This is a genomic window from Vibrio sp. CAU 1672 (assembly GCF_029223195.1).
In the GTDB taxonomy this organism is placed as follows: domain Bacteria; phylum Pseudomonadota; class Gammaproteobacteria; order Enterobacterales; family Vibrionaceae; genus Vibrio.
The window spans coordinates 82,147-107,145 of sequence record NZ_JARHUF010000008.1 but is presented as its reverse complement, the minus strand read 5'-3'; the positions used below and the strand labels follow the sequence as shown (position 1 = coordinate 107,145).

25 protein-coding genes are annotated in these 24,999 nt (G+C 53.5%); 17 read left to right on the top strand and 8 right to left on the bottom strand.

Annotated elements, in window-relative coordinates; translation table 11 throughout:
- Positions 1-158: 158 nt before the first annotated feature.
- Positions 159-1,034, bottom strand: coding sequence for an Hsp33 family molecular chaperone HslO (gene hslO, locus P2G85_RS09795; RefSeq protein ID WP_275863921.1), 876 nt, complete (start codon positions 1,032-1,034; stop codon positions 159-161).
- A 31-nt stretch (positions 1,035-1,065) separates the two neighbouring features.
- Entirely contained in the window at positions 1,066-1,452 is a 387-nt protein-coding gene (hslR, locus tag P2G85_RS09790; protein ID WP_275863920.1) for a ribosome-associated heat shock protein Hsp15, read from the bottom strand.
- 253 nt (positions 1,453-1,705) lie between these two features.
- On the opposite strand from hslR, the gene gspC reads away from it, so the two are divergent.
- From gspC to P2G85_RS09730, 12 genes are read left to right on the top strand one after another with little or no spacing between them, the layout of a single operon-like run.
- Positions 1,706-2,626, top strand: a complete 921-nt coding sequence (gene gspC, locus P2G85_RS09785) for a type II secretion system protein GspC (protein ID WP_275863919.1) — start codon at positions 1,706-1,708, stop codon at positions 2,624-2,626.
- A 36-nt stretch (positions 2,627-2,662) separates the two neighbouring features.
- Complete coding sequence (gene gspD / locus P2G85_RS09780) at positions 2,663-4,687, top strand: type II secretion system secretin GspD (RefSeq protein ID WP_275863918.1); 2,025 nt, start codon at positions 2,663-2,665, stop codon at positions 4,685-4,687.
- The gene (gene gspE / locus P2G85_RS09775; protein WP_275863917.1) at positions 4,687-6,186 is read left to right on the top strand and encodes a type II secretion system ATPase GspE; all 1,500 of its coding nucleotides are present in this window, start codon (positions 4,687-4,689) and stop codon (positions 6,184-6,186) included. The genes gspD and gspE overlap by 1 nt, the downstream gene beginning before the upstream one ends.
- On the top strand, positions 6,186-7,403 hold the full coding sequence (gspF, locus tag P2G85_RS09770) for a type II secretion system inner membrane protein GspF (protein WP_275863916.1): 1,218 nt from the start codon (positions 6,186-6,188) through the stop codon (positions 7,401-7,403). Before gspE ends, gspF begins: the two co-directional genes overlap by 1 nt.
- 60 nt (positions 7,404-7,463) lie before the next feature.
- Positions 7,464-7,907 carry a type II secretion system major pseudopilin GspG gene (gene gspG, locus P2G85_RS09765; protein WP_275863915.1) on the top strand — a complete coding sequence of 148 codons (444 nt, stop codon included), beginning with the start codon at positions 7,464-7,466 and terminating at the stop codon, positions 7,905-7,907.
- 22 nt (positions 7,908-7,929) lie between these two features.
- The gene (gene gspH, locus P2G85_RS09760; protein ID WP_275863914.1) at positions 7,930-8,538 is read left to right on the top strand and encodes a type II secretion system minor pseudopilin GspH; all 609 of its coding nucleotides are present in this window, start codon (positions 7,930-7,932) and stop codon (positions 8,536-8,538) included.
- Positions 8,513-8,914: a type II secretion system minor pseudopilin GspI gene (gene gspI / locus P2G85_RS09755; protein WP_275863913.1), complete on the top strand. Its 402-nt coding sequence runs from the start codon at positions 8,513-8,515 to the stop codon at positions 8,912-8,914. The genes gspH and gspI overlap by 26 nt, the downstream gene beginning before the upstream one ends.
- Entirely contained in the window at positions 8,901-9,587 is a 687-nt protein-coding gene (gene gspJ, locus P2G85_RS09750) for a type II secretion system minor pseudopilin GspJ (RefSeq protein WP_275863912.1), read from the top strand. The genes gspI and gspJ overlap by 14 nt, the downstream gene beginning before the upstream one ends.
- Complete coding sequence (gene gspK, locus P2G85_RS09745) at positions 9,580-10,590, top strand: type II secretion system minor pseudopilin GspK (RefSeq protein ID WP_275863911.1); 1,011 nt, start codon at positions 9,580-9,582, stop codon at positions 10,588-10,590. The genes gspJ and gspK overlap by 8 nt, the downstream gene beginning before the upstream one ends.
- Complete coding sequence (gene gspL, locus P2G85_RS09740) at positions 10,559-11,761, top strand: type II secretion system protein GspL (RefSeq protein ID WP_275863910.1); 1,203 nt, start codon at positions 10,559-10,561, stop codon at positions 11,759-11,761. Before gspK ends, gspL begins: the two co-directional genes overlap by 32 nt.
- Before the next feature lie 7 nt (positions 11,762-11,768).
- Positions 11,769-12,260, top strand: coding sequence for a type II secretion system protein M (locus tag P2G85_RS09735; protein ID WP_275863909.1), 492 nt, complete (start codon positions 11,769-11,771; stop codon positions 12,258-12,260).
- Between the two features lies 1 nt (position 12,261).
- Entirely contained in the window at positions 12,262-13,023 is a 762-nt protein-coding gene (locus P2G85_RS09730) for a type II secretion system protein N (RefSeq protein ID WP_275863908.1), read from the top strand.
- A gap of 120 nt (positions 13,024-13,143) precedes the next feature.
- On the opposite strand, the gene cysQ is transcribed toward P2G85_RS09730, so the two are convergent.
- The 4 genes from cysQ to P2G85_RS09710 all read right to left on the bottom strand — a co-directional run bounded on the left by cysQ (position 13,144) and on the right by P2G85_RS09710 (position 16,169).
- A complete protein-coding gene (gene cysQ, locus P2G85_RS09725; RefSeq protein WP_275863907.1) occupies positions 13,144-13,971 on the bottom strand; it encodes a 3'(2'),5'-bisphosphate nucleotidase CysQ in 828 nt (275 codons plus the stop codon).
- A gap of 44 nt (positions 13,972-14,015) precedes the next feature.
- On the bottom strand, positions 14,016-14,585 hold the full coding sequence (gene nudE, locus P2G85_RS09720; protein ID WP_275863906.1) for an ADP compounds hydrolase NudE: 570 nt from the start codon (positions 14,583-14,585) through the stop codon (positions 14,016-14,018).
- 176 nt (positions 14,586-14,761) lie between these two features.
- Positions 14,762-15,346, bottom strand: coding sequence for a Fe-S biogenesis protein NfuA (nfuA, locus tag P2G85_RS09715; protein WP_275863905.1), 585 nt, complete (start codon positions 15,344-15,346; stop codon positions 14,762-14,764).
- Between the two features lie 97 nt (positions 15,347-15,443).
- A complete protein-coding gene (locus P2G85_RS09710) occupies positions 15,444-16,169 on the bottom strand; it encodes a phosphoribosyltransferase family protein (protein ID WP_275863904.1) in 726 nt (241 codons plus the stop codon).
- An 85-nt stretch (positions 16,170-16,254) separates the two neighbouring features.
- Here P2G85_RS09710 and bioH point away from each other — a divergent pair, with 85 nt between their 5' ends.
- Positions 16,255-17,019 (top strand): pimeloyl-ACP methyl ester esterase BioH, encoded by a 765-nt coding sequence (gene bioH / locus P2G85_RS09705; RefSeq protein WP_275863903.1) that lies wholly within the window; start codon positions 16,255-16,257, stop codon positions 17,017-17,019.
- 136 nt (positions 17,020-17,155) lie between these two features.
- The gene (locus tag P2G85_RS09700; protein ID WP_275863902.1) at positions 17,156-17,626 is read left to right on the top strand and encodes an ATP-dependent Lon protease; all 471 of its coding nucleotides are present in this window, start codon (positions 17,156-17,158) and stop codon (positions 17,624-17,626) included.
- A gap of 81 nt (positions 17,627-17,707) precedes the next feature.
- On the opposite strand, the gene P2G85_RS09695 is transcribed toward P2G85_RS09700, so the two are convergent.
- Positions 17,708-20,035 (bottom strand): Tex family protein, encoded by a 2,328-nt coding sequence (locus P2G85_RS09695; RefSeq protein ID WP_275863901.1) that lies wholly within the window; start codon positions 20,033-20,035, stop codon positions 17,708-17,710.
- A gap of 224 nt (positions 20,036-20,259) precedes the next feature.
- On the opposite strand from P2G85_RS09695, the gene P2G85_RS09690 reads away from it, so the two are divergent.
- On the top strand, positions 20,260-22,137 hold the full coding sequence (locus P2G85_RS09690) for a RimK/LysX family protein (RefSeq protein ID WP_275863900.1): 1,878 nt from the start codon (positions 20,260-20,262) through the stop codon (positions 22,135-22,137).
- A 44-nt stretch (positions 22,138-22,181) separates the two neighbouring features.
- Here P2G85_RS09690 and greB read toward each other — a convergent pair whose 3' ends face one another.
- On the bottom strand, positions 22,182-22,664 hold the full coding sequence (gene greB / locus P2G85_RS09685) for a transcription elongation factor GreB (RefSeq protein WP_275863899.1): 483 nt from the start codon (positions 22,662-22,664) through the stop codon (positions 22,182-22,184).
- 192 nt (positions 22,665-22,856) lie between these two features.
- Here greB and ompR point away from each other — a divergent pair, with 192 nt between their 5' ends.
- Positions 22,857-23,576: a two-component system response regulator OmpR gene (gene ompR / locus P2G85_RS09680; protein WP_275863898.1), complete on the top strand. Its 720-nt coding sequence runs from the start codon at positions 22,857-22,859 to the stop codon at positions 23,574-23,576.
- Positions 23,577-23,653: 77 nt separating this feature from the next.
- Positions 23,654-24,946 carry a two-component system sensor histidine kinase EnvZ gene (envZ, locus tag P2G85_RS09675; protein WP_275863897.1) on the top strand — a complete coding sequence of 431 codons (1,293 nt, stop codon included), beginning with the start codon at positions 23,654-23,656 and terminating at the stop codon, positions 24,944-24,946.
- Positions 24,947-24,999 lie beyond the last annotated feature (53 nt).

Here is a 24,999-nt window from a genome sequence, read left to right as displayed (position 1 = left end):
AAAGCTTTGCGCTAGATCAAATTGATTATTAATTTATTAAAATTAAGAGGTTGGTTTATTACAGCTAAGTCTAGGGTTTACGGGGCTTTGATCACAAAAAGGCCAGCGGGGTGCTGGCCTTTTGAAGGGTAAATTACGTGCTTGTTAAATTATGAAAATTAATGCACCGTTTGGCTGTCAGAACCTGGCTGAGCAAACAGGTCGCTCACTTCGCTTTCATCAAAGGTGTATGTTGCGCCGCAGTAATCACAATGTAAAGAGAGCGAGCCGTGCTGGGCCAGAATGTCATAAATTTCAGTTTTCTCAACAGTGACGATAGCGGAAGCGCTGCGATCGCGCGAACAGCCACAATGAAACTCTACTGGCTGTGGGTCATAAAGGCGGACTTTTTCCTGGTTGTACAAGCGATACAGCAGCTCGTTGGCTTCCAGAGTAAACAGTTCTTCGTCTTTGACAGTGCTGGTTAACTGCTCTAAGTGTTCAAAATCGTCAGGTGAACCGGTGCCGTCAGGCATTACCTGGATTAGCATGCCTGCCGCATGGGCTTTGCCCTCATGCTCACCAGTGCGGATCCACAGGCAGGTTTTCAGCTGTTCAGAGTTGGCAAAGTAACCTTCGATGACATCCGCCAGTGTTTCCCCTTCCAGGCCGACCACGCCTTGGTAGCGTTCGCCTTTCTTCGGATCGATGGTGATCACCAGGTGACCTTTACCCATCATGTCATGCAGGCTGGCATCGTCGGCGATGTCGCCTTCCCAGCGCGCGACACCACGGATCTTCTGATCGTGGTCACCGTTAATCACCGCCAGTGACACCGGACCGTCGCCTTGCAATTGAATGGTGATCGAACCTTCAAACTTAAGGGTGGCGGTCAGCAGAGTGGTGGAAACGAGCAGCTCACCCAACAGTTTTTGCAGTGCTGCCGGATAGTCCTTGCTGGAGATAATATGCTGGTACGCGTCGTCCAATTGTACCAACTCGCCACGCACTGAAAGATCTTCGAACAGGTAGCGATTTAAAACATTAGTTGCCATGGAGTGCTTTCCTCGTTGGTGTTTCCGGCTTTTATTGATGCTTGAATTTGATTATATCCCGGCGCTGCTTTTTATCTGGGCGGCGTTCCGGGCTTGGGTTGTGGGCATTGAGCTTACGTTGTCGTGCATGCTCCTCACGTTTCGCTATACTTTCATTAGTTTCGCGGTATAGCGTTTGAGCGATAGGGGCGCCTTTGCGTTGATCAGAGATTTTCTCAATGATAACGACTTTCTCTTCATTACCTTGACGAAGACGAATCTCGGCGCCGACCTCGACGATTTTACTCGGTTTGCTTCGTTGGCCATTATAGTGGACTTTACCCCCATCGACCATATTCCGGGCAATCGAGCGGGTTTTGTAAAATCGGGCGGCCCAAAGCCATTTGTCTAGCCTTACGGCTTCATTCACGGAACTCATATTATTCTGCGCTATCTAATCACCGCGGAAATTCGTCAGTGATTGGTGGATTATTCACCTACAAATGGAGTCAGAGCATTTTTTTTTCAAGTGAGTTGGCAAAATCTGGATAAGAAAAGAGTAAAAAAGGCAGGTTGTGATATAGTTCACTGCTCTTTGTTGAGTAGTAATTTTATTGCATCTATGCAGTGTAGAGTCGCCTCTTGTTATGACTCTGGAGGACGATCGACGTGAGAATAAAGGAATCAATGCAGTGAAGCGTTTAGAGCTAAGTGCAGGATTATCAGGTAGCCCGCTACTGGCTCAGATCAAATCTAACCATCTGGCAATCCAAACTAAACTCAGTTTGATCTTGACCTGTCTGTTTATCGCGCTGACAGGCTGGTTGTTAGGTCAAGTGGTGTGGTTGGCAGTACCGCAATCGTCGGATCTCGCTAAATGGCAACCAACTAACACGACCAGTCTATCCGGCCGCCAAGAAGAAACCATCGATTTCACCGCTCTTCACAATGCCAATTTGTTTGGTAAGTATACCGAAAACAAACCCGTTGTTGTGAAGCAGCCGGTTGTTCAGGATGCGCCAAAAACTCGCCTTAATTTGACCCTGGTCGGTGCGGTGGCCAGTAGCCGGGCTGGTACCAGCCTGGCAGTGATCGCTAACCGCGGCAAGCAGAACACCTACGGTATCGGCGAAGAAATCGACGGTACACGCGCGAAATTGAAAGTAGTATTGATTGATCGGGTGATCATTGATAATCAGGGCCGCGATGAAACTTTGATGCTGCAAGGGCTGGAATATAAAAAATTGTCCGAAACTGAGCAGCGCTTGCCGCTTTCTTCGGAGTCGGAGCCGAATGCTGCTGTCAGTGATAAGCTTGAGCAAATCCGCGAAGAAATCACCCAGAATCCACAAAGCGTATTTAAGTACATCAATATATCACCAGTGAAAAAAGACGGTGACATTGTTGGTTACCGGGTTGCACCCGGGCGAGATTCAGCTCTGTTTAATGACGTCGGCCTTAAAGCCGGTGACATTGCAGTACAGCTAAACGGCATAGATTTAAGTGATCCGTCATCTTCAGTGCAAATCATGGAGGTGATGAGTGATCCGCAGGAATTGAACTTAACTGTTGAGCGAGACGGCCAGCAGTACGATATTTATATCCAATTATAATACTTAGGCAACCAGCGTAAGTTCAGGGAGACATACGTGAAACATTGGTTCAGCAAAAGCGCTTGGCTATTAGCGGGGAGTTTGCTCTGCACCACCGGTGCGATGGCAAACGAGTTCAGTGCCAGTTTTAAAGGCACGGATATTCAGGAGTTTATCAGCGTGGTTGGTCGTAACCTTGAGAAGACCATCATTGTTGATCCTTCCGTACGCGGCAAAATAGATGTACGCAGTTATGACGTACTTAACGAAGAGCAATACTACAGCTTCTTTTTGAATGTCCTGGAAGTGTACGGCTACGCCGTGGTTGAAATGGACAATGGGATACTGAAGGTCGTCAAGGCCAAAGACTCGAAAACCTCTGCGGTGCCGGTAGTCGGAGATGACAGCGCCAAGGGCGACAGCGTGATCACCCGGGTGGTGGCGGTGCGCAATGTCTCGGTACGAGAACTTTCGCCTTTATTGCGGCAGTTGATTGATAATGCCGGGGCGGGCAACGTGGTCCACTATGATCCGGCGAACATCATCCTGATCACCGGCCGTGCTGCGGTGGTCAACCGTCTGGCGGAAATCATCAAGCGGGTGGATCAGGCCGGCGACAAAGAAATTGAACTGGTCGAGTTAGAAAACGCTTCTGCTGCCGAGATGGTGCGAATTGTTGAGGCGCTGAATAAATCCACTAATCAGAAGAGCACGCCTGAGTTTCTGGAGCCGAAGATTGTCGCTGATGAGCGGACTAATTCGATCCTGATTTCCGGTGACCCGAAAGTGCGTGCCCGGCTTAAACGCCTGATTCGCCAACTGGATGTCGAAATGGCGACTAAAGGCAATAACCGCGTGCTGTACCTTAAGTATGCCAAGGCCGAAGATCTGGTGGATGTGCTTAAAGGCGTGTCTGATAACCTGCAGGCAGAGAAGGCATCAGGCCAGAAAGGTTCCGCTGCGTCTAAGCGCGGTGATGTGGTGATTGCCGCCCATCCGGAAACCAACGCGCTGGTATTGACGGCGCCGCCGGATATTATGCTGGCACTGCAGGATGTGATTGCCCAGCTGGATATTCGCCGCGCGCAGGTGCTGATTGAAGCGCTGATCGTGGAAATGTCGGAAGGTGACGGGATTAACCTCGGGGTGCAGTGGGGCTCGCTTGAGACTGGTGCGGTGATCCAGTATGGCAACACCGGTGCACCGATTGGCCAGGTGATGGTCGGTTTGGAAGAAGCCGAAGACGTGACCAAAACGGAAAGTTACTGGGATAGCGAGAACAATAAATGGCAGACGCGTGAATACACCGAAGAAGGTGACTACTCCACCCTAGCGGCGGCGTTAGGCGGCGTCAATGGGGCGGCGATGAGCATCGTGATGGGCGACTGGACCGCGCTGATCAGTGCCGTGGCGTCAGACTCCAACTCCAACATTCTTTCATCGCCGAGCATTACCGTGATGGACAATGGCGAGGCGTCATTTATTGTGGGTGAAGAGGTGCCGGTGATCACCGGATCGACCGCCGGCTCGAATAATGACAACCCGTTCCAGACCGTCGAACGTAAAGAGGTCGGCATCAAACTGAAAGTGGTGCCACAAATCAATGAAGGGGACTCGGTGCAGCTCAACATTGAGCAGGAAGTCTCTAACGTGCTCGGTGCCAGTGGTGCGGTGGATGTACGGTTTGCCAAGCGTCAGCTCAATACCTCGGTGATGATCCAGGATGGCCAGATGCTGGTACTGGGCGGCTTGGTCGATGAGCGCGCACTGGAAAGTGAATCCAAAGTGCCGCTGCTGGGGGATATTCCGGTATTGGGTCACCTGTTTAAGTCGACCAATACCCAGACCGAAAAACGTAATCTGATGGTGTTTATTAAGCCGACCATTATCCGTGATGGCATGACCGCCGATGGCATTACCCAGCGTAAGTACAACTACATGCGTGCCGAGCAGCTGTATAAAGCCGACCAGGGACTGAAACTGATGGCGGATGAAAAAGTCCCTGTCATGCCTGAGTTTGGCCAGGAGCGCCAGCATCCGGCAGAAATACAAGCCTTTTTAGATCAGATGGAAGGTAAGTGATGGTTGATTTGCTAGACACAGCGCCGAGTGTGCGACGTCTGCCGTTCAGCTTCGCCAATCGTTTTCAGCTGGTGCTGGAGACGGAGCATCCGGAGCGTCCACCCATACTGTATTATGTTGAGCCGCTTAACCCGGCGGCTCTGGTTGAAGTCCGTCGCGTCATCAAACAAACCTTCATCCCGCAGGCGATGGAGAAAGAGGCATTTGATAAAAAGCTCACCGAAGCGTATCAGCGTGATTCTTCTGAAGCGCGCCAGCTGATGGAAGACATTGGGGCCGACGATGACTTTTTCTCTCTGGCGGAAGAGTTGCCTCATGATGAGGATTTGCTTGAATCCGAAGACGACGCACCGATCATTAAACTGATCAACGCGATGCTCGGTGAGGCGATCAAAGAGAGCGCCTCTGATATTCACATTGAAACGTTTGAGAAAACCCTGTCGATCCGCTTCCGGGTAGATGGGGTGCTGCGTGAAGTGTTGACCCCAAGCCGCAAACTGGCACCGCTGCTGGTGTCGCGGGTTAAAGTCATGGCTAAATTAGATATTGCAGAGAAACGTGTGCCGCAGGATGGGCGTATCTCGCTGCGTATTGGTGGTCGGGCGGTTGATGTGCGTGTTTCCACCATGCCCTCATCCCATGGTGAGCGGGTGGTGATGCGTTTACTGGACAAGAACGCAACCCGGTTGGATTTGCACAGCCTGGGCATGACAGAGAGTTGCCATAACGGTTTCCGTCATCTGATTCAGCGTCCGCATGGCATTATCCTGGTCACCGGCCCGACCGGTTCAGGTAAGTCGACCACTCTGTACGCCGGCCTGCAAGAGATCAACAGCAATGAACGCAATATCCTGACGGTTGAAGACCCGATTGAGTTTGATATTGATGGTATCGGCCAGACTCAGGTTAACCCAAAAGTCGACATGACTTTTGCCCGTGGCTTGCGGGCGATCTTGCGCCAGGACCCGGATGTGGTGATGGTCGGTGAGATCCGTGATCTGGAAACCGCGCAAATAGCGGTTCAGGCTTCCTTAACCGGTCACCTGGTGATGTCAACACTGCACACCAACACCGCAGTGGGTGCGGTGACCCGTCTGCGTGATATGGGGATTGAACCGTTTCTGATCTCCTCCTCGCTGCTTGGTGTGCTGGCCCAGCGCCTGGTGCGTACTTTGTGCCATGAATGCAAAGCGCCGTATCCGGCGGATAAAGAGCAGAAGAAACTGTTTGGTCTGGGTGAGCACGATGCACTGACCCTGCACCGCGCTGTCGGTTGTGATGCGTGTAACCAAAAAGGCTATCGTGGCCGGACCGGTATTCATGAGTTGCTGATGGTGGATGAGAAAGTCCAGGAACTGATCCACAGTGAAGCGGGTGAACAGGAAATTGAGAAAGCGATCCGATCGCACACACCGAGTATCCGCAGTGATGGTTTGAGTAAAGTGCGCCGGGGTATTACCTCTCTTGAAGAAGTGATGCGGGTAACGAAGGAAGTGTAATGGCCGCATTTGAATATAAGGCGCTGGATGCCAAGGGCAAGCAGAAAAAAGGCACCATCGAAGGCGATAACGCCCGCCAGGTGCGACAACGCCTCAAAGAGCAGGGCTTGATCCCGGTAGAAGTAATAGAAGCAAAAGCCAAAGCGGCCAAATCGAGCGCGTCGGTTGGCTTTAAGCGTGGGATCAAAACCGCCGAACTGGCCTTGATCACCCGTCAGCTGTCAACCTTGGTGCAATCCGGCATGCCGCTTGAGGAGTGTTTAAAGGCGGTTTCGGAGCAAGCTGAGAAGCCGCGTATTCGTACCATGCTGGCCGCTGTGCGGGCGAAAGTCACCGAAGGCTATCCTTTGGCGGACAGCTTGGGCGACTACCCGTATGTATTTGATGAGTTGTTCCGCTCCATGGTTGCAGCCGGGGAAAAATCGGGCCATCTGGATACAGTATTAGAACGCTTGGCGGATTATGTCGAAAATCGCCAGCGGATGCGCAGCAAACTGCTGCAGGCAATGATTTATCCGGTGGTGCTGGTGGTATTTGCCGTGGGGATTGTCTCGTTTCTTTTGGCCACCGTGGTACCAAAAATCATTGAACCTATCATCCAGATGGGCCAGGAGTTGCCACAATCCACGCAAATATTGCTCGCTGCCAGTGAGTTTGTCCAGGCGTGGGGGCTGCTCATCTTTGGTGTGCTGGTTGTGCTGTTCTACGGGCTTAAACTGGCGTTGCAACAACCAAACTTCCGTTTGGCCTGGGACCGTAAGATCCTCAGCCTGCCGTTGCTGGGCAAAATATCCAAAGGCCTGAACACAGCGCGTTTTGCCCGTACGCTGTCAATTTGTACCTCCAGCGCCATCCCGATCCTGGAAGGGATGCGCGTGGCGGTGGATGTGATGTCAAACCGCTATGTGAAGCAACAGGTCCTGATGGCCGCAGACAACGTGCGCGAAGGGGCCAGTTTACGCAAGGCATTGGATCAAACCCGCCTGTTTCCGCCGATGATGCTGCACATGATCGCCAGTGGTGAGCAGAGTGGCGAGTTGGAGAGCATGCTGACGCGGGCGGCGGACAATCAGGATCAAAACTTTGAATCGACGGTAAATATCGCATTGGGGATTTTTACCCCCGCCTTGATTGCCCTGATGGCGGGTCTGGTTCTGTTTATCGTGATGGCGACCTTGATGCCAATGTTGGAAATGAATAATTTAATGAGCGGATAATTCAGGCTTAAGCGCTGTCTAGATAACACATCGCTTGAATCTAACTTTTTGGAGAAAACAATGAAATTTAACAGCAGTAAACAGCGCGGCTTCACCCTGTTAGAGGTGATGGTCGTTGTGGTTATTTTGGGTATTCTGGCTAGTTTTGTTGTCCCTAATCTACTGGGTAACAAAGAAAAAGCAGACCAACAGAAAGCCGTGACAGACATTGTGGCGCTGGAGAACGCTCTGGACATGTATAAGCTGGATAACAGCGTTTACCCAACCACGGACCAGGGGCTGGAGGCATTGGTGAGCAAGCCTTCTAATCCGGAGCCACGCAATTACCGTGATGGAGGCTACATTAAGCGTTTGCCAAAAGACCCATGGGGTTATGAGTACCAATACCTGAGCCCAGGTGACAACGGTACCATCGATATCTTCACCCTAGGTGCCGATGGCCAGGAAGGGGGTGAAGGCCCAAGCGCGGATATCGGTAACTGGAACATCCAGGATTTCCAATAACCCTTTATTGACGCCAGCACTAATGAATACAACGCCAAGACATCACGGCTTTACATTGATAGAAATTCTATTGGTGCTGGTTCTGCTATCCCTCACTGCGGTAGCAGTGGTAACCACGCTTCCCACCAACCAGAAAGATCTCACCAAACAATATGCGCAAAGCTTTTATCAGCGCCTGCAGTTGCTTAATGAAGAGGCCGTGCTGAGCGGTAAAGACTTTGGCGTTCGTATCGACGAGGTCAAGTCCCGTTATGTATTGCTAAGCCTGACGGAAGAAGGCTGGCAACCGCTCAAGCTTAAGCAGATCCCGGCAGAAACCAAGCTGGAGGACGATGTGGCGCTGCAACTGAAGCTAGGTGGTGGGGCGTGGGATAACGACGATCGCCTGTTTGAACCCGGCTCGTTGTTTGATGAGGAGATGTTTGCTGAGGAAGAGAAGCGAGAGCAGGTTAAGCCCCCCCAGGTGTTCGTTTTTTCCAGTGCTGAACTGACACCATTTACCTTGTCATTCTATCCGGAAGAGGGCGATACTTTGAATGATGGCTGGCGGGTGATCGGCAAAGAAACCGGCGAGATCCTGCTACTGGAACCCGGAGAAGAAATGGATGAAGCTGACAGTGCGCAGTTTTGATCATCACCACCACTCAGCCTCCCGGGCTGCCAGTCGCGGGATGACGTTACTGGAGGTGTTAGTGGCTCTGGCGATTTTTGCTACGGCTGCCATCAGTGTAATTCGCTCGGTGAGTCAGCACCTTAACACGGTGAGTTATTTGGAAGAGAAAATGTTTGCCGCTATGGTTGTGGATAATCAGATGGCCAATGTGATGATAAACCGCGGCGAACTGAAAGCGAAAAAAGGCAGCGAAGAACTCGCCGGCCGGACCTGGTTCTGGCAGGTGACCCCAATCGCAACCACGCAGCCATTGCTACAGGCATTTGATGTTAGTGTGGCCGCCAGCCAAGAGGCCAGCCCGATTGTGACGGTAAGAAGTTATGTGGCGAAGTAATCTGGCTGCAACCGCAGTGCGGCCTTTACGCCGGCAAAGCGGCTTCACTTTGATTGAAGTACTGGTGTCCATCGCGATTTTTGCCAGCTTGAGTGTCGCGGCCTATCAGGTGGTCAGCCAGGTACAGCGCAGCAACAGTTTGTCTTTGGAACGGACACAGCGGTTGAATGAACTGCAACGTGCAATGGTTATGATGGACAATGATTTTCGCCAAATGGCCGCGCGTCAAACCCGAACCAATGGCGAAGCGCCGGCATCACGCCTGATTTTCTGGTCAGATTACCTGCTTGATTCGGACGCCAAAGGTTTGATGTTTGCGCGTTTGGGCTGGCATAACCCACAGCAGCAGTTTCCGCGTGGTGAAGTGACCAAGGTGGGGTATCGGCTCAAAGAGAATACCCTGCAACGGATCTGGTGGCGCTATCCGGATACGCCGGTTGGTCAGGAAGCGCTGGTGACCCCGCTGCTGACCAAGCTCGACAGCTTCGAGGTGCAGTTTTATGACGGCAAACAGTGGAAAAAAGAGTGGAGCGAGGAGAAGCGCCTGCCCCAAGCGGTTTCCGTTATACTGACACTAAAAGACTACGGTGAAATTAAGCGCACCTATTTGACCCCGCAGGGCGAGCTTCAGGCGCAAGATGGACAGGATTCAGGGGGCAACGACAATGGCTAGACGTCAGCGTGGTGTTGCCCTGGTCATCGTACTGATGTTGCTGGCGATCATGGCAACGGTAGCGGCTTCGATGTCTGAACGGCTGTTTCTTCAGTTCCAGCGTGGTGCAAATCAGCTGCATTACCAGCAAGCTTATTGGTATAGCTTGGGTGTGGAAGCGTTAGCAGTGATCGGGATAGAGCAAAGTTATAAAGACAGCGATACCATCAACCTCAGCCAGCCGTGGGCGATTAAGGAGCAGGTGTATCCGCTGGATTACGGTCAGGCGTCCGGGCAAATCCGTGATATGCAGGCCTGCTTCAATCTTAATGCGCTGGCCCGGGTCCAGCCGACGGGCGAGCAAACGACGCGCCCTTATCTCGTCCAGGTTTGGTTGCACCTGCTGGAGGAGATGGATGTCGATCCCTACCAGGCAGAGGTGATCGCCGATTCAACCTGGGAATACATCGACACGGATGACTCGGTGCGCTCGACGAGTGGGGTGGAAGACAGTACCTATGAGGCGATGCAGCCAGCATATCTGGCTGCCAATGGCAGGATGGCCGACAGCAGTGAACTGCGTTCAGTGCATCAGGTCAGTGGTGAGGTGTATCAAAAAGTCGCACCACTGGTGTGCGCCATTCCCAGTGATGACTGGCGCCTGAATGTGAATACTCTCCTGCCAGAACAGGCACCGATATTAGTGGCGATGTTCTCGCCCCGCCTCGGCAGCAGTGAAGCCAGGCAACTGATTGAGAAGCGGCCATTTGACGGCTGGGACAGTGTGGACGAATTTTTAGCTGAGTCAGAGATAGCTGGCATCAGTGAAGATATAAAGAAAAAAGCCAAAGGTTACCTAGGGGTCGATAGTGCCTTTTTTGAACTGGATGCGCAGGTTTTGGTGGATGAGTCGAGAGTGCGTATCCGTAGCCTTTTACAAAGCACCAACAGAGAAACAATGACGGTCATACGCCGTCGTTTTGGAGGAATCAGTGAGCGAGTTTCTGACCGTTCGGCTGAGTAGCGAACAACAAAGTCCCATTCCTTGGCTGGTTTGGTCGACGCAACAGCAAGAAGTGATCGCCAGCGGTGAGCTGGCGGGCTGGGAGCATCTGGAAGATCTGGTGGCTTACGCCAACTCACGCCCGGTGATCGTTTTGCTGGCCAGCAGTGACGTGGTGCTGAGCGAGGTGAATATTCCACCGGGTGCGGCGCGTCAGTTCGACACTATGTTGCCGTATTTAGTTGAAGAAGAAGTAGCGCAGGATGTCGATAGCCTGCATTTTACCGTATTGCACAAACAAGCCGATAAAGCGCAGGTATGTGGGGTCGAGCGCGCGTTCCTGCAGAGTATTCTGCACCGTTTTGCCGCCCAGGGACTGATTGTCAAGCGCGTCCTGCCTGATGTACTGGCAATGCCGCAGAGTGATGACGCAAGCACCGCAGCACAACTGGGTGAGCACTGGTTACTGCGCCACGGTGAGTTTCTCGGGGTGGCAGTTGATAGTGCGTGGCTGGATTTATATCTGACCGCGTATCAGCAGAGCCATGATGATCTAAAGCTGGAAAGCTACAGTTCCCTGCCCGCCAGCCAGCATGAGGCCATCTGGCATGCACAACCGGCAGAAATGACCATGGCCCTGTTGGCTAAAGGGGTCGCAGACACCCCATGTAACTTACTCTCTGGTGAGTTCAAGCCTAAGTCCTCATGGGGCAAATACTGGAAAGTGTGGCAAAAGGCAACGATTGCCGCCGGCGTGTTACTCGTGGTTTTGGTCGGCCAGCAGTTGTTGCAGGTGCAGCAGGCCGAGGCACAGGCACAAGCGTACCGTGCTGAGAGTGAACGTATCTTCCGCCAGGTTTTTCCCGGTAAACGTAAGATCCCGACTGTGAGCTACCTCAAGCGTCAGATGACCGACGAAGAGCGCCGCTTGGCGGGAGGTGCGGGCGAGGAAACCATGCTCACTTGGTTGGGGGCATTGCCGGCTACATTAGGCCAGGTGAAAGATCTGGAGATCACCAGCTTTAAGTACGATGGTCAGCGCAAAGAGGTGCGTGTGCACGCCCGTAGCTCTAACTTCCAGCATTTTGAACAGGCACGCGTCAAGCTGGCGGAGAAGTTTGATGTGCAGCAGGGCCAGCTCAACCGCAACGGCGATGTGGTGATGGGCAGCTTTGTGTTAAAGCGTATGTGAGGTGACAATGAACAAGGTAATGACTCAGATTCAGAGTTGGTGGGATGGCATCTCACAGCGTGAGCAACGCTTACTGATGGGCTGCGGAGCCCTGGTCGTACTTGGCATGCTTTATTGGGGCCTTCTTCGGCCGCTCAGCCAGCGGGCAGAGCAGGCGCAGACACGTATCCAGAATGAAAAGCAGCTGCTTGCCTGGGTGAGCGACAAAGCTGACAGTATTGTCGCGTTAAGAAAAAGTACTGGTGCGACGTACTCTAACCAGCCGCTTAACCAGATCGTCTCATCATCAGCACGACGATATAAAGTCGAGTTGATCCGCATGCAGCCGCGCAATGACAGCGTGCAAGTGTGGATTAAGCCACTGGCATTCAGTCAGTTTGTCGACTGGCTGCGTTACCTGAAAGAACAACAGGGTATTGACGTGGAGTTTTTGGACATCGACCGGGCCGAGCAGATGGGTATGGTTGAAATTAACCGGTTGCAGTTCAAGCGAGGGTAAGGTGAAACGAGTCTTTCTGTATGTCTTGATTTTTATGGCTGGTTTTTCAATCAGCCTGATTATGGGACTTCCGGCCTCATGGGCATTACAACAAGCGCCGAGTGTGCGAGGTTTGGTGATTTCAGATCCACAGGGCTCAGTGTGGCAAGGCCAGGCCGGTGAGGTGAGCTGGCAAGGCCAGAGTTTGGGTCATGTTGCCTGGGATTTTCAGTGGGCATCCTTGCTCAGTGGTAACGCCGCTTATGCCATTCGTTTCGGCCGTGGCAGCGAGATGCAGATCCGCGGTCGCGGAGTGGTGGGTTATAGCCTGTCTGCCGGAGCTTATGCGGAGAACCTGGTTGCCTCTATGCCGGCGGCCAAAGCGGTCGAGCAGGCACGCCTTCCGGTTCCAATCGCGGTGGAAGGGCAACTTGAGTTAAATATTCACCATGCAGTGTATGCTTCGCCATGGTGTCAGAGTGGTGACGGTACCCTGGTGTGGAGCGCCAGTGGGATCCAAAGCCCGGTAGGGAGCCTGGCTCTGGGGCCGGTTATTGCAGAAGTGAACTGCCAGGACAGCATCCTTACCGCTTCGGGAGAGCAGCAAAGCAGCCAAGTGTCGTCAGCGTTTTCCGCTGAGGTGAAGCCCAATCAGCGTTATTCGGCCAAGGCGTGGTTTAAGCCGGGCGCGGAGTTTCCCTCCAGTATGAGTGAACAGCTCAAATGGTTGGGTAAGCCCAACACGCAGGGACAATATGAGTTTGATTATAAAGGGCGTTTTTAAGCGCTGATGAATAAAAAGAGCGGCGAGAGTGCCGCTCTTTTTTTGAATTGTAGCAAAAGACCTGAATCACTCCGTGATTTGGCAGTGCGGCCCCGCGGGGCTTTCTCTGGTTCTGACGGGTCAGTCTTTGATTTGCAAAATACAGTCCCAGGGTAACTCGTTATCCCCCAATACGATGAAGTTAGGGTTCTCCAGCGTCTCACGCTGGTTATAAGACAGTGGCTCGAGCTGGGTGCTGAGAATGCGTCCGCCCGCCTCTTCGACGATGCACTGAGTGGCGGCTGTGTCCCATTCACCTGTCGGGCCGAGGCGCAGATAGCAGTCGACAGCGCCCTCCGCCACTAAGCAGGCTTTCAGTGCGGCCGAGCCGAGTGGAACCAGATCATAATTCCAGGCACTGCTCATCCGGCTGGTGATACGGTTGATGTCTTGCCGGCGACTGATGGCGATGGCAATGCTCTGCCCGGGGTGTTCATGTTTGTGGGTACAGATTTTCACGCTGTCCGACATGTCCGGGATTTTCCATGCCCCTTTTCCCTGGTAGGCATAATAGGTGACTCCGGAAACCGGCGCATATACCACGCCCATGGTGGGCTGGTGGTGGTCGACCAGGGCGATGATGGTGGCAAAATCGCCACTGCGGGCAATAAATTCCTGCGTGCCGTCGAGCGGGTCAACCAGCCAGTAGCGTTGCCACTGGGCGCGTTGTTCCAGGCTGATGTCCGCATCTTCTTCCGAGAGCACCGGAATATCGGGGGTCAGTTCGCGCAGTCGCTGGGTGATCAGTTTATGTGCGGCGATGTCGGCGCTGGTGACCGGGGTTTCGTCACTTTTGGTAAACGCGTCATACTGCTTTTTTTCGTAGATATCCAGAATCAATTGCCCGGCGCTACGGGCGATTTCGATCACTTGGGGCAGTAGGTGAGAGAGATCTTTTGTCATTGTCATCGGTGATGGTCCTTACTCACATTGATGCTGTGACCTGATGGTCGTTATTGATTGTCGCTGTGAGTCGCATTATTTAAATGTCTCAGGGCAAGCATCAATGCGGTGATGCTTCTTGCTTCACAGAAATCGAGGTGGGTCAGCAGCTCTTCGGCCTGTGCGAGTGGCCAGCGCACGACTTCCAGCGGTTCAGGCTCATCCCCTTGCAGCGTTTCAGGGTACAGGGCCTGGCCTAAAAACAGCGTCATTTTGCTCGAGAAGTACGAAGGGGCCAAAACCACCCGTTTTAACGGAGTCAGAGAGCTGGCACCAAAACCGATTTCCTCTTTGAGTTCCCGATCCGCAGCTTGAGCGGCGGTTTCTCCGGGATCAATCAACCCTTTGGGAAAGCCTAGCTCATAACGCTCGGTGCCGGCCGCATATTCGCGAATCAGCAGTAAATCGCCCTGTTCAGTCACCGGTACCACCAATACCGCATCACGACCGCTGGGTTTCATGCGTTCATAGGTGCGGTGTTCCCCGTTAGAGAAGCGCAAGTCGAGGGCTTCCACAGAGAACAGTTTTGATTGTGCGACTGTCTTGCAGGCAAGAATCTCTGGCGGGGTCCTTTTTGGCATAACGCTGGCTCCTTAGTCTGGTTCGCCCGTTGAGGAGGATAAGATTTCCTAATATATGAGAAGAGCGGCTGAGTTTCTAGCATCGAAACGCGACTTCTATCAATTGATGTTCAGAATATAAAAAATGGGAGGCGAAAAGCGCCTCCCATTTTGCTTTTATCCTGTCATGCCTGCCATCAGTAGTAAGAGTGATCGCCCCGATCATGCTCAGTGGCATCGCGTACGGCCGTCAGTTCACCGGAGAACTGGTTAAGCAGTTCTTTCTCAATGCCTTCTTTCAGGGTGACATCAACCATGGAACAACCGTTACAGCCGCCACCAAAGGCCACGATTGCGACCCCTTGTTCGGTGATTTCGACTAAGTTGACATGTCCGCCGTGACCGGCAAGTTGCGGGTTAACCTGAGTTTGAATCACATACTCGACCCGTTCAACCAGCGGGGCATCGTCGGCAACTTTGCGCATTTTGGCGTTCGGTGCTTTCAGCGTCAGTTGAGAACCCATTTTGTCAGTGACGTAGTCAATTTCCGCATCTTCCAGGAATGGCAGGCTGAGCTCATCCACATAAGCCGAAAAGCCGTTGTACGGGATCTCCGTATCGGTTGCTTCTACGGCTTCTGGCGGGCAGTAAGAAACGCCACATTCTGCGTTAGGCGTACCTGGATTGACGACGAAAACTCGGATGTTGGTTCCTTCGGGCTGCTGGCCCAACAGGTTGGCAAAGTGGTTTTGCGCTGCTTCTGTAATAGTAATATTTGACACGACGAATACCTGAGTAATTTTGTAGGCTATTGCTGCTATTCTACCCCAGTTTACGCCATGGTCTAGTCTTTTTGCTATTAAGACATAACCCAATGCTTCAGTCAGCATTTGGCTCAGGAGTCCGGCAGATGCAGTAAATATCAATGCTTTCTACCCCGGCTTCAAGCAGTAAATGACATAATTGTCGGACGGTGCTGCCTGTGGTGACCACATCATCGACAATCGCAAGATGGCGCCCCCGGGGCTGATGCCGCAGGGAAAAGGCGTGGGCGAGGTTGTGCATCCGCTGGTTTTTGTCCTGCCCGCGCTGAGCGGTGGTGTGAAGGGAGCGCCGGAACAGCCGATGGTCATAAGTGCTGCCAAGCCGGCGGGCCAGATGCCTGGCGAGCAGGTCACTCTGGTTAAAACCGCGGGTTAAGTAGCGCCGCCAATGCAGCGGTACACAGGTGAGCAGCGGGGCGGGGGCGGGGATCCGGCTGGCCAGTAGCTGGGCCAATGCCGGTACATGCCACAGATGGCCGCTGTCTTTCAAACGTTGCACCTCATTGGCGAGGGGGAAGCGGTAATCACCCAGGGTATATAGCCTCTGCCAGGGCGGCGGGCTGGTCAGGCACCCACCACAACAGGTCTGGGGGCTTACTGTGCCGGGCAGGGCGATGCCGCAGCGTATGCAGCGCGGCTGAGGAGCGAGCAAGGCATAACAGCTGCGGCACCAGCGCAGCGGGTTGGATGGTGTGGCTTTGGCCGGCAACGGGAAGTGGCACAGGCCGCACTGACTGCTGAACAATTGGTGCATGATGTTTTGCCACTGATGAGATAACATACAGCCATTCCTGAGTGGAGGATTCGGTTAGACTACCCGGCAGGTAGCGAGAGCGGGCATAAAATAAGTGGGAGAAATTGAGAGCATGAGCACAAGTTTGCACTGGCAGTCGTTTGGCCAGGGACCGGATTTGGTGTTACTCCATGGCTGGGGGATGAATGGTGCGGTTTGGCAACAAACGGTGGATTCGTTGCAGGCTCAGTTTCGCCTGCATATTGTTGACTTGCCCGGTTATGGTTTCAGTGCGGAGCTTCATGGTGAAGATTTGGCTCATATTGCGGAACTGGTGCTGGAGGGCGCGCCGCAGCAAGCGGTGTGGCTTGGCTGGTCGCTGGGTGGCCTGGTTGCGACGCAGATCGCACTGCATGCTCCGCAGCGGGTCACCAAGCTGATCACCGTCGCCAGCTCGCCGAAATTCGCCGCTGAGCGCCCCTGGCGTGGTATCCAGCCTGATGTCCTGAACACCTTCACCGAACAGCTGATGGATGACTTTGCGCAGACAGTGGAGCGGTTTATGGCCCTGCAGGCAATGGGCAGTCCTTCGGCACGCCAGGATGTTAAGCAGCTTAAGCGAGCGGTATTGTCGCGGCCACAGCCCAACCCAGATTCGTTACTGGTGGGGTTGAAGATCCTGGCACAAGCGGATCTGCGCGCGCAACTGGCGGAGCTGAAAATGCCGATGCTGCGCCTGTATGGCCGCTTAGATGGGTTGGTTCCGCTCAAAGTTGCCCAAGATCTCGACAGCCTGTTGCCGGATACCGAGCAGTTTGTCTTTCCTCACTCTTCCCATGCCCCGTTTATGACGGAACATGAAGCGTTTTGCCAACAAGTCCGGCTGTTTGCCGCGTAATCGCCTTCCGGTGCATAAAGCACTAAAGTTGGTGAAAAATTGGCCGATATAAAGGCAGCTGAAGTCGACAGGTAGCATCACCGCCGGCCATTCAGCCATATTGACGAGTAGGGCGATTCTTTGAGGAGGATTCGCAATGATTGTGTCACCGACCAATGTGAGTGTGCCACTGATCGCCCCATCTGTGAATGTGCAAACGGAGCAGGCTGCGCGTGAAAACCGAGCGCGTGAGCCTGTTACACCTACTGTCGCACTGGCCAAAACCAATGCTGAACGAAAAGTCAAAAGTGATGAAAAACGGCGTCGCCAATCCTCTTGGGATCCATCCGACCACCCTGGTTACGAGATGGAGAGCGAACATGAGATTGACGCCCGCTATCACGAGGCACCCAAGGACACGCTGGCGCGTCTGTTTGGTTTGCTGGCTTTAGACTCTTACAGTGAAGCGCAGGGAAGAGGTTATGCGATCCGGTTTCGTTTACCTAAGCGCATTTTGGATGCTGTGGTCAAAGAGGGATTGATGGAAAAGCGCAGAATGGTCATTAAGTTTCACTATGGCCATTCGGTGGCTCCCCATACACCGTCAGAAGTGATAGCAGTATTATGACGAATCAATATCCTGCCTTAATAACAACGCGCCACTGAGCTTTGCTTGGTGGCGCGTTTTTATTTGCGTGGGTGACGGAGGTTATTTTTTGGCTTTGGCAAACGCCGCCGCAAATGCCCCGCCCATCGCACTGTTTTGTGGTGCTTCACGGCGACGCTGGCCTGCTTTCTGCTGCGGGGCCTGGCGCTGCTGAGAGCGAGGCGAGCCACTGCGCTGGCTGTGGTTATCCTGGCCCGGTTCATCGTTCAAGCGCATCGATAACGCGATGCGTTTACGTTGCACGTCCACTTCCATCACTTTGACTTTGACGATATCGCCTGCTTTGACCACCTCGCGCGGATCAGAGACAAAGCGATCGGTCAGGGCAGAAATATGCACCAGGCCGTCCTGGTGTACGCCGATATCGACAAATGCGCCAAAGTTGGCCACGTTTGATACCACGCCTTCCAGCACCATGCCCGGCTCCAGATCAGAAACCGAGTTTACCCCGTCAGCAAAGGTGGCCGTTTTGAATTCAGGTCGGGGGTCACGTCCTGGTTTATCGAGCTCTTTAATGATGTCCGTCACGGTCGGTACACCAAAGTTGTCGTCGGTGTAATCCAGGGCGTGCAGGCCTTTAAGGAAAGCCGAATCACCAATCAGCGCTTTGATGTCTTTGTGGTTTTTCTCCGAGATGGCTTTGACGACCGGGTACGCTTCCGGGTGTACCGCCGAAGCATCCAATGGGTTTTTTCCATCCATGATCCGCAGGAAGCCGGCACACTGCTCAAAGGCTTTTGGCCCTAAACGAGGCACTTTTTTCAGCGTGGTGCGCGCGTTAAAGCGGCCATTTTCATCGCGGTAGCTGACAATATTCTGTGCGATGGTGGTCGACAGGCCCGCCACCCGGGTCAGTAATGCCGCGGAGGCGGTGTTGACATCCACACCGACGGCGTTAACACAGTCCTCGACCACGGCGTCGAGCCGTTTGGCCAGCATCGGCTGGCTGACATCGTGCTGGTACTGGCCGACACCGATCGATTTGGGATCGATTTTAACCAGCTCGGCGAGGGGATCCTGCAGGCGGCGTGCAATCGACACCGCGCCACGCAGCGAGACATCCATATCGGGGAACTCTTTCGCGGCCAGCTCTGATGCCGAGTACACCGATGCCCCGGCTTCACTGACCATGATCTTCTGTACTTTCAGATTGCCACGTTTGATGACCTCGGCGACAAAACTGTCTGTTTCACGTGAAGCGGTGCCGTTACCAATGGCAATCAAGTCGACATGGTACTTGCGCACCAACTGGTCTACGACTTGCGCCGACTTATCGTACTGTTTCTGTGGTGGGTGCGGGTAAATGGTCTCGGTGGCCAGCACTTTGCCGGTAGAGTCCACGACGGCGATTTTCGAACCGGTACGCAAACCCGGATCCAGGCCGAGGGTGGCGCGAGGACCGGCCGGGGCGGCCATCAACAGATCTTTCAGGTTGGTGGCGAACACATCAATCGCTTCGATTTCTGCGCGCTCTTTCATGGCGCCCATCAGTTCGGTTTCCATATGCATCGAGACCTTGATCCGCCAGGCCCAGCTGATCACCTGTTTGCGCCACCCGTCTGCAGGGGCGTTGCTGAGCGTCACCCCGTAGTGGTCAGCGATAATGGTTTCACAGTAAGACTGGCGAACACCGGCTTCCTGCTCAGGATCGGCATTCATTGACAGGGTTAAAAAGCCTTCATTGCGTCCGCGCAGCATGGCCAGGGCACGGTGGGACGGCACTTTGCTTAATGGCTCATTATGGTCGAAGTAGTCTTTAAACTTCTCTCCGGCCTGTTCTTTGCCTTCGACAACCCGGGCGGATAACACCGCATGGCGGCTGAGGTGAGCACGGATTTTTTCCAGCAAATTGGCGTCTTCGGCAATGCGCTCCATGATGATCGCCCGGGCACCATCCAGCGCCGCTTTGACATCGGCCACCCCTTTATCACTATCGATATACTTGGCGGCTTCGTTGTCCGGTTCGGTCTCAGGCTGTTGCCACAGGGTGTCTGCCAGTGGCTCCAGGCCCGCCTCGATGGCGATCTGGCCTTTGGTGCGGCGTTTGGGCTTGTACGGCAGGTACAAATCTTCCAGACGTGTTTTGCTATCCGCCTGTTCAATGGCTTGTGCCAGTTCTGCGGTCAGTTTGCCTTGCTCCTGAATCGATTTGAGGATCGTTTGGCGGCGGTCATCCAGTTCTCGCAGGTAAGCCAGGCGGCTGTCCAGTGTGCGCAGTTGGGTATCGTCTAACCCTCCGGTGACTTCTTTCCGGTAACGGGCGATAAATGGCACTGTGTTACCATCATCAATCAGGGTGACAGCAGCGTTGACTTGCTCGGGGCGAACATTCAGTTCCTGAGCAATCAGTTGACAGATAGCTTGGCTCATCCGTGGGTTCTCTTCATTGGATCTTGATATGAGTGATGTATAGAACATTGGGGTTGTTGATGCCATTTGCAATGTTTTACCCAATGCGCCCGAAAAATTGCGCTTAAATTACCTTTGCCTGGTGGACATTGGTCAGATTTATGTCAAAACTGTAATTAAATTCGAAACTTATGTGTTTGAACGTTATCTAATTTTACTATCTCAGCTGACTCGGAATACTTAGTATGAAAAAACTCTCCTTGGCCTGGGCATTAGTCTGGGCCTTATTAGTCGTCCCGTCGGCGTGGTCGGTCCCGCTTTCTGCCACCACCCAGGCTCCCTTGTATCAGCTGGACAACAAACTGGTGCTGGGGCGTCTGGAAAGTGTTTATTACCATGGCATCCCAGCGCTGAAAGGCGTGCCTTTCCCGGGTAAGATCGATACCGGTGCCGATACCACATCGATGCACGCTGAAAACATCCACGTCAGCAGTGCTCATCCTGATTACCAACACCTGCAGGATGATAAATTGCTGTGGGCGATTGTCGATGATCTAGGCGGGACCAAGGCGAAGTGGGATGCAGACACGTTCAAGCCGTATCAGGTCAGCGTGCGTTTTACGCTTCCTCACCCATACAACGGCACGCCGGTTGAGATCACCGACCAACTGGAACGCATCAGTGCCATCCGCAGTCGCAGCAGCACCCAGCCGATTTTACGCCCGACGGTCAACCTGCCACTGACCATTGCCGGACGTACGGTCGATACCGACGTCAATCTGACCGAGCGCAGCCAGTTTTCCGCGCCGGTTCTGATCGGTAAAAGTTTTTTGGAAAATAACGCCTGGGTGCTGGCGGGTTATGATTATCTGCAACAGCAGCCAAGTGCGCAGCTGATCGGTAAAAAGGAGGCCGTTGACGTGGCGGGTATTCCCTATCAGGTCAGTATCTCGACCACCAGCCGCTATACCAACGTCCACGCCCTCGACATCCGGGTGGATGACGAGCAACAGCAAGTGGCGTTTATCCTCGAAGGGCAGGATGGTAAACGCCAGCCAATGAGATTGCCGCTGGTACGGATGCTAAGAACCAGTAAGGGTGAGCGCCCACTGGTGTATCTGCCGGTGACAGTCAGAGAGGGGGAAGTCCAGTACTGGCTGGTCTACCTGCGTGACCGCAGCCGCTTCAGCAGCCAGATCCGATTAGGCAAAGAGGTGGCCAGTCAGCATTTTGTCATCGATACCGGTAAAGAAAATCTGCTGGGCGGGGTCAAGCATTCGTATACTAAGGCGCTGAAACAGCAGCCCCTGGTGGTCTCGCCGCAGGAGTCGATCACCCTGGATGGGTATGTCCTGCCCGCATCCCCGAGCTTTACCGTCAGAACCCCGCTGTTGCGGGTGAATGGCTTTGAGGTAAGCGAGCAGGAGGATACGGAACAGGTAACCTTCTATCTGCTCAATCAGCAAGGACAGGAAGAAAAGCTGACCAAACCGCTACGCAGAAAGCTCAAGGTCGGCGATGTGATCCGGCCGGTGGTAGAAGGGGAGTTTACCTTTGGCAACCAGAACCGCAATATGGAGTTTGCCATCGATATGTTGCCAGAAGGGCAAGTTCAGCCCCGGTTTGTCATCGGCCAGGAGATGGCTTCGGGCGGGGTATTACTCAACACCCGCACCGAACACCTGTTAGCGCCTCGTCCGCTGTTTAAAGCCGGGCATATTGAACTGGCTGAGGTCGAGGGGATGGCGTTCCCGGTGAAACTCGATACCGGCGCGGATGTCAGCTCCATCAATGCGCAAAACATCAAAACCTTCACTCAGGATGGCAAGTCAATGGTGACCTTCACCTACCAAAATGATCTGGGAATGGAAAAAACCTTTACCCGTGAAGTGGTCGATACGATGCGCATTACAGCCAAGCAGGGTGAAAAAGCCAACTCGCGCCCTGTGGTGGAAATGCACGTCAAATTAGGTGAACTAGAGAAAAAAATCCGGGTTAACCTGCAAGATCGCGGGCATTTCCATTACAGCATGATTTTGGGTAAAAATTTTCTTAAATATGGTGCGCTGGTGGCCAGCGAAACCAACTATATCTTGACCGACAAACCGGATTACGAGCCGTAAGTGATAGCCATAAGCCACGCCAGCGCGTGGCTTATTTTTGCTTCTCAGGCGTCAGTTTGGTAGTCAATGCTGTTGACGAACCACTCTTTTTCGCCTTCCGGTGTCCTGACGGTAAACTCGTCATCTACTTGTTTTTTCAACAGGGCGCGCGCCATCGGGGAGTCAATCGAGATATAGCCTCTGGCATCTCCGTAGATCTCGTCCGGGCCGACAATGCGGAATTTTTTCACTTCACCGGCGTCGTTTTCGATTTCGACCCAGGCGCCGAAGAACACTTTGCCTTGCTGCTGCGGGGAGTAGTCAACCACTTTGACCTGCTCGAGACGTTTGCGCAAGTAGCGGACCCGCCGGTCGATCTCGCGTAAGCGCTTTTTGTTGTACTGGTAATCGGCGTTTTCGCTGCGATCGCCTAAGCTGGCCGCCCAGGCCACTTTTTTGGTCACTTCCGGGCGCTCTTCTTTCCACAGAAAGTCGAGTTCGGTTTTCAGACGGTTAAAACCTTCTCGGGTGATTAAATTGGTTTTCATGGTGACTGGCAAAATCGTTGTGGGTTCAGGTTTGGCAGTTTAGCGCTGAGCCGAAGGCGCTGTAAATCCTTTGTGGTGGGACAAACGTCACATCAAACTAAGACGAAGATAAAAAGAGTAACAATTTGCACAAGCACGTTGGCATAAACAGTGATACATTTTCGTTAACAGATGCTTATGAAGGGTGTTTCAATGCAGGAAAATCATAAAATTTTGGTGGTGGATGACGATGCTCGTTTGCGCGCGCTGTTGGAGCGTTACCTTTCTGAGCAGGGGTTTCAGGTGCGCAGTGTCGCTAACGGTGAACAGATGGATCGCTTGCTGACCCGTGAAACTTTCCATTTGATGGTGTTGGATTTGATGTTGCCGGGTGAAGATGGTCTTTCGATTTGCCGCCGGTTGCGCAATGCCAACAACATGCTGCCGATCTTAATGCTGACTGCCAAGGGTGATGAAGTCGATCGCATTGTCGGGCTGGAAGTCGGTGCTGACGATTACCTGCCCAAGCCGTTCAACCCTCGCGAGTTGCTGGCGCGGATCAAAGCGGTATTGCGCCGCCAGACGGTCGAGTTGCCCGGCGCGCCGAGCACCGAAGAAAAGGTGGTCGAGTTTGGCGAGTTTCGCCTTAACCTCGGTACGCGCGAGATGTTCCGTGGTGACGAGCCGATGCCGCTGACCTCCGGGGAATTTGCGGTCCTCAAAGCGCTGGTCACCAATGCACGTGAACCGATGTCGCGTGATAAGCTGATGAACATGGCACGCGGGCGCGAGTATTCGGCCATGGAGCGCTCGATTGATGTACAGATTTCGCGTCTGCGCCGGATGCTGGAAGAGGATCCGAGTAAGCCACGTTATATTCAGACGGTGTGGGGCTTGGGCTACGTCTTTGTTCCGGACGGTAAACAGGCCTAGTTTTCCCGGTTTTTTCGCCCGCATCCCCGCCAGGCAGATGGCCAGCGGGGGCGGGCAGGTGTGATCAGAGGCTTTGTATGCGAATCCGCAGTTCTTTAACCCAGTCCATTCTGCTATTCATCTCCCTTTTGTTAGCCAGCCAGGTTTTCTCTTACTACGCGGTGTTTAACTACGCACTGATGCCGAGCTTGCAGCAGTTCAACAAGATCCTGGCGCATGAACTCAATCTGGTCCTGGGCGATGACGGGTTACTGGAAGCTGATGCGCCGCTACGCCATCAGTTACTGGAGCGGCTCGGCGTGACGGTTCACAGCACCGGCAGTGAGATGATGGAAGAGTTCAACCATGCGATGAGCATCGACCTGATGTCGGAAGAGATGAGCCAGGAGCTTGGTTCTCCGACTGAAGTGCGTTTATTGCTCGGCAGAGAGAGTTACATCCTGTGGATGAAAATTGACCAGTTGCCAGATTCTATTATCCGTATTCCGCTGTCTGAACTTCAGGAAGAGGACTTTGCTCCGCTGTTTCGTAACAGTTTGTTGATGGCCGTGCTGATCATCATCGGTGGTTGGCTGTTTATCCGCTTGCAAAATCGCCCGCTGCTGGCTTTAGAGCGGGCGGCCAAAGGGGTAGGTCGGGGTGAGATCCCGCCGCCATTGGCGGAAAAAGGCGCCTCGGAAATCCGTTCGGTGACGCGGGCGTTTAACCAGATGGCGCAAGGTATTCAGGAACTGGAAGAAGATCGGGCGTTGTTGATGGCCGGGATCAGTCACGATTTACGCACCCCGCTGACGCGGATTCGCCTGGCGACGGAAATGATGTCGCCGGAAGACAGTTATCTGGCTGAGGGGATCATCAGTGATACCGAAGAGTGCAATGAAATCATCAGCCAGTTTATGGACTACCTTAAACCGGTCAATAAAGCGTCGTTTCAGGCGGTAGATGTCAATGCGATAGCCAGTGATGTGGTGACCTCGGAGGGAGGTTATGAAGTCAAAATTGACGCCGAGCTGCATCCGGATATCCCAGCCGCCTCTGGCAGCCCGATAGCCATCAAGCGTGCGGTCACCAACCTGGTGGTCAATGCCCTGCGTTATGGTAATGGCTGGGTTAAAGTCAGCACCGGGGTGACCGCTGACAATCAGTTAGTCTGGGTGTGTGTCGAAGATAACGGCCCTGGCATTGAGCCCTCCCAGATTGGCAAACTGTTTGAACCGTTTACCCGGGGAGATACCGCGCGTGGCAGTGAAGGCACCGGCCTCGGGCTGGCGATCGTCAAACGGATTGTCAGCCAGCACTCCGGATCCGTGGTGGTGTGCAACCGCAGCGCAGGCGGGCTTAAAGCACAGATCAGTTTTCCTACCCAATAATCCGCTCTGGAGTATCACCTATATAGCCCAACCATAAGGTTGGGCTTGGCGGT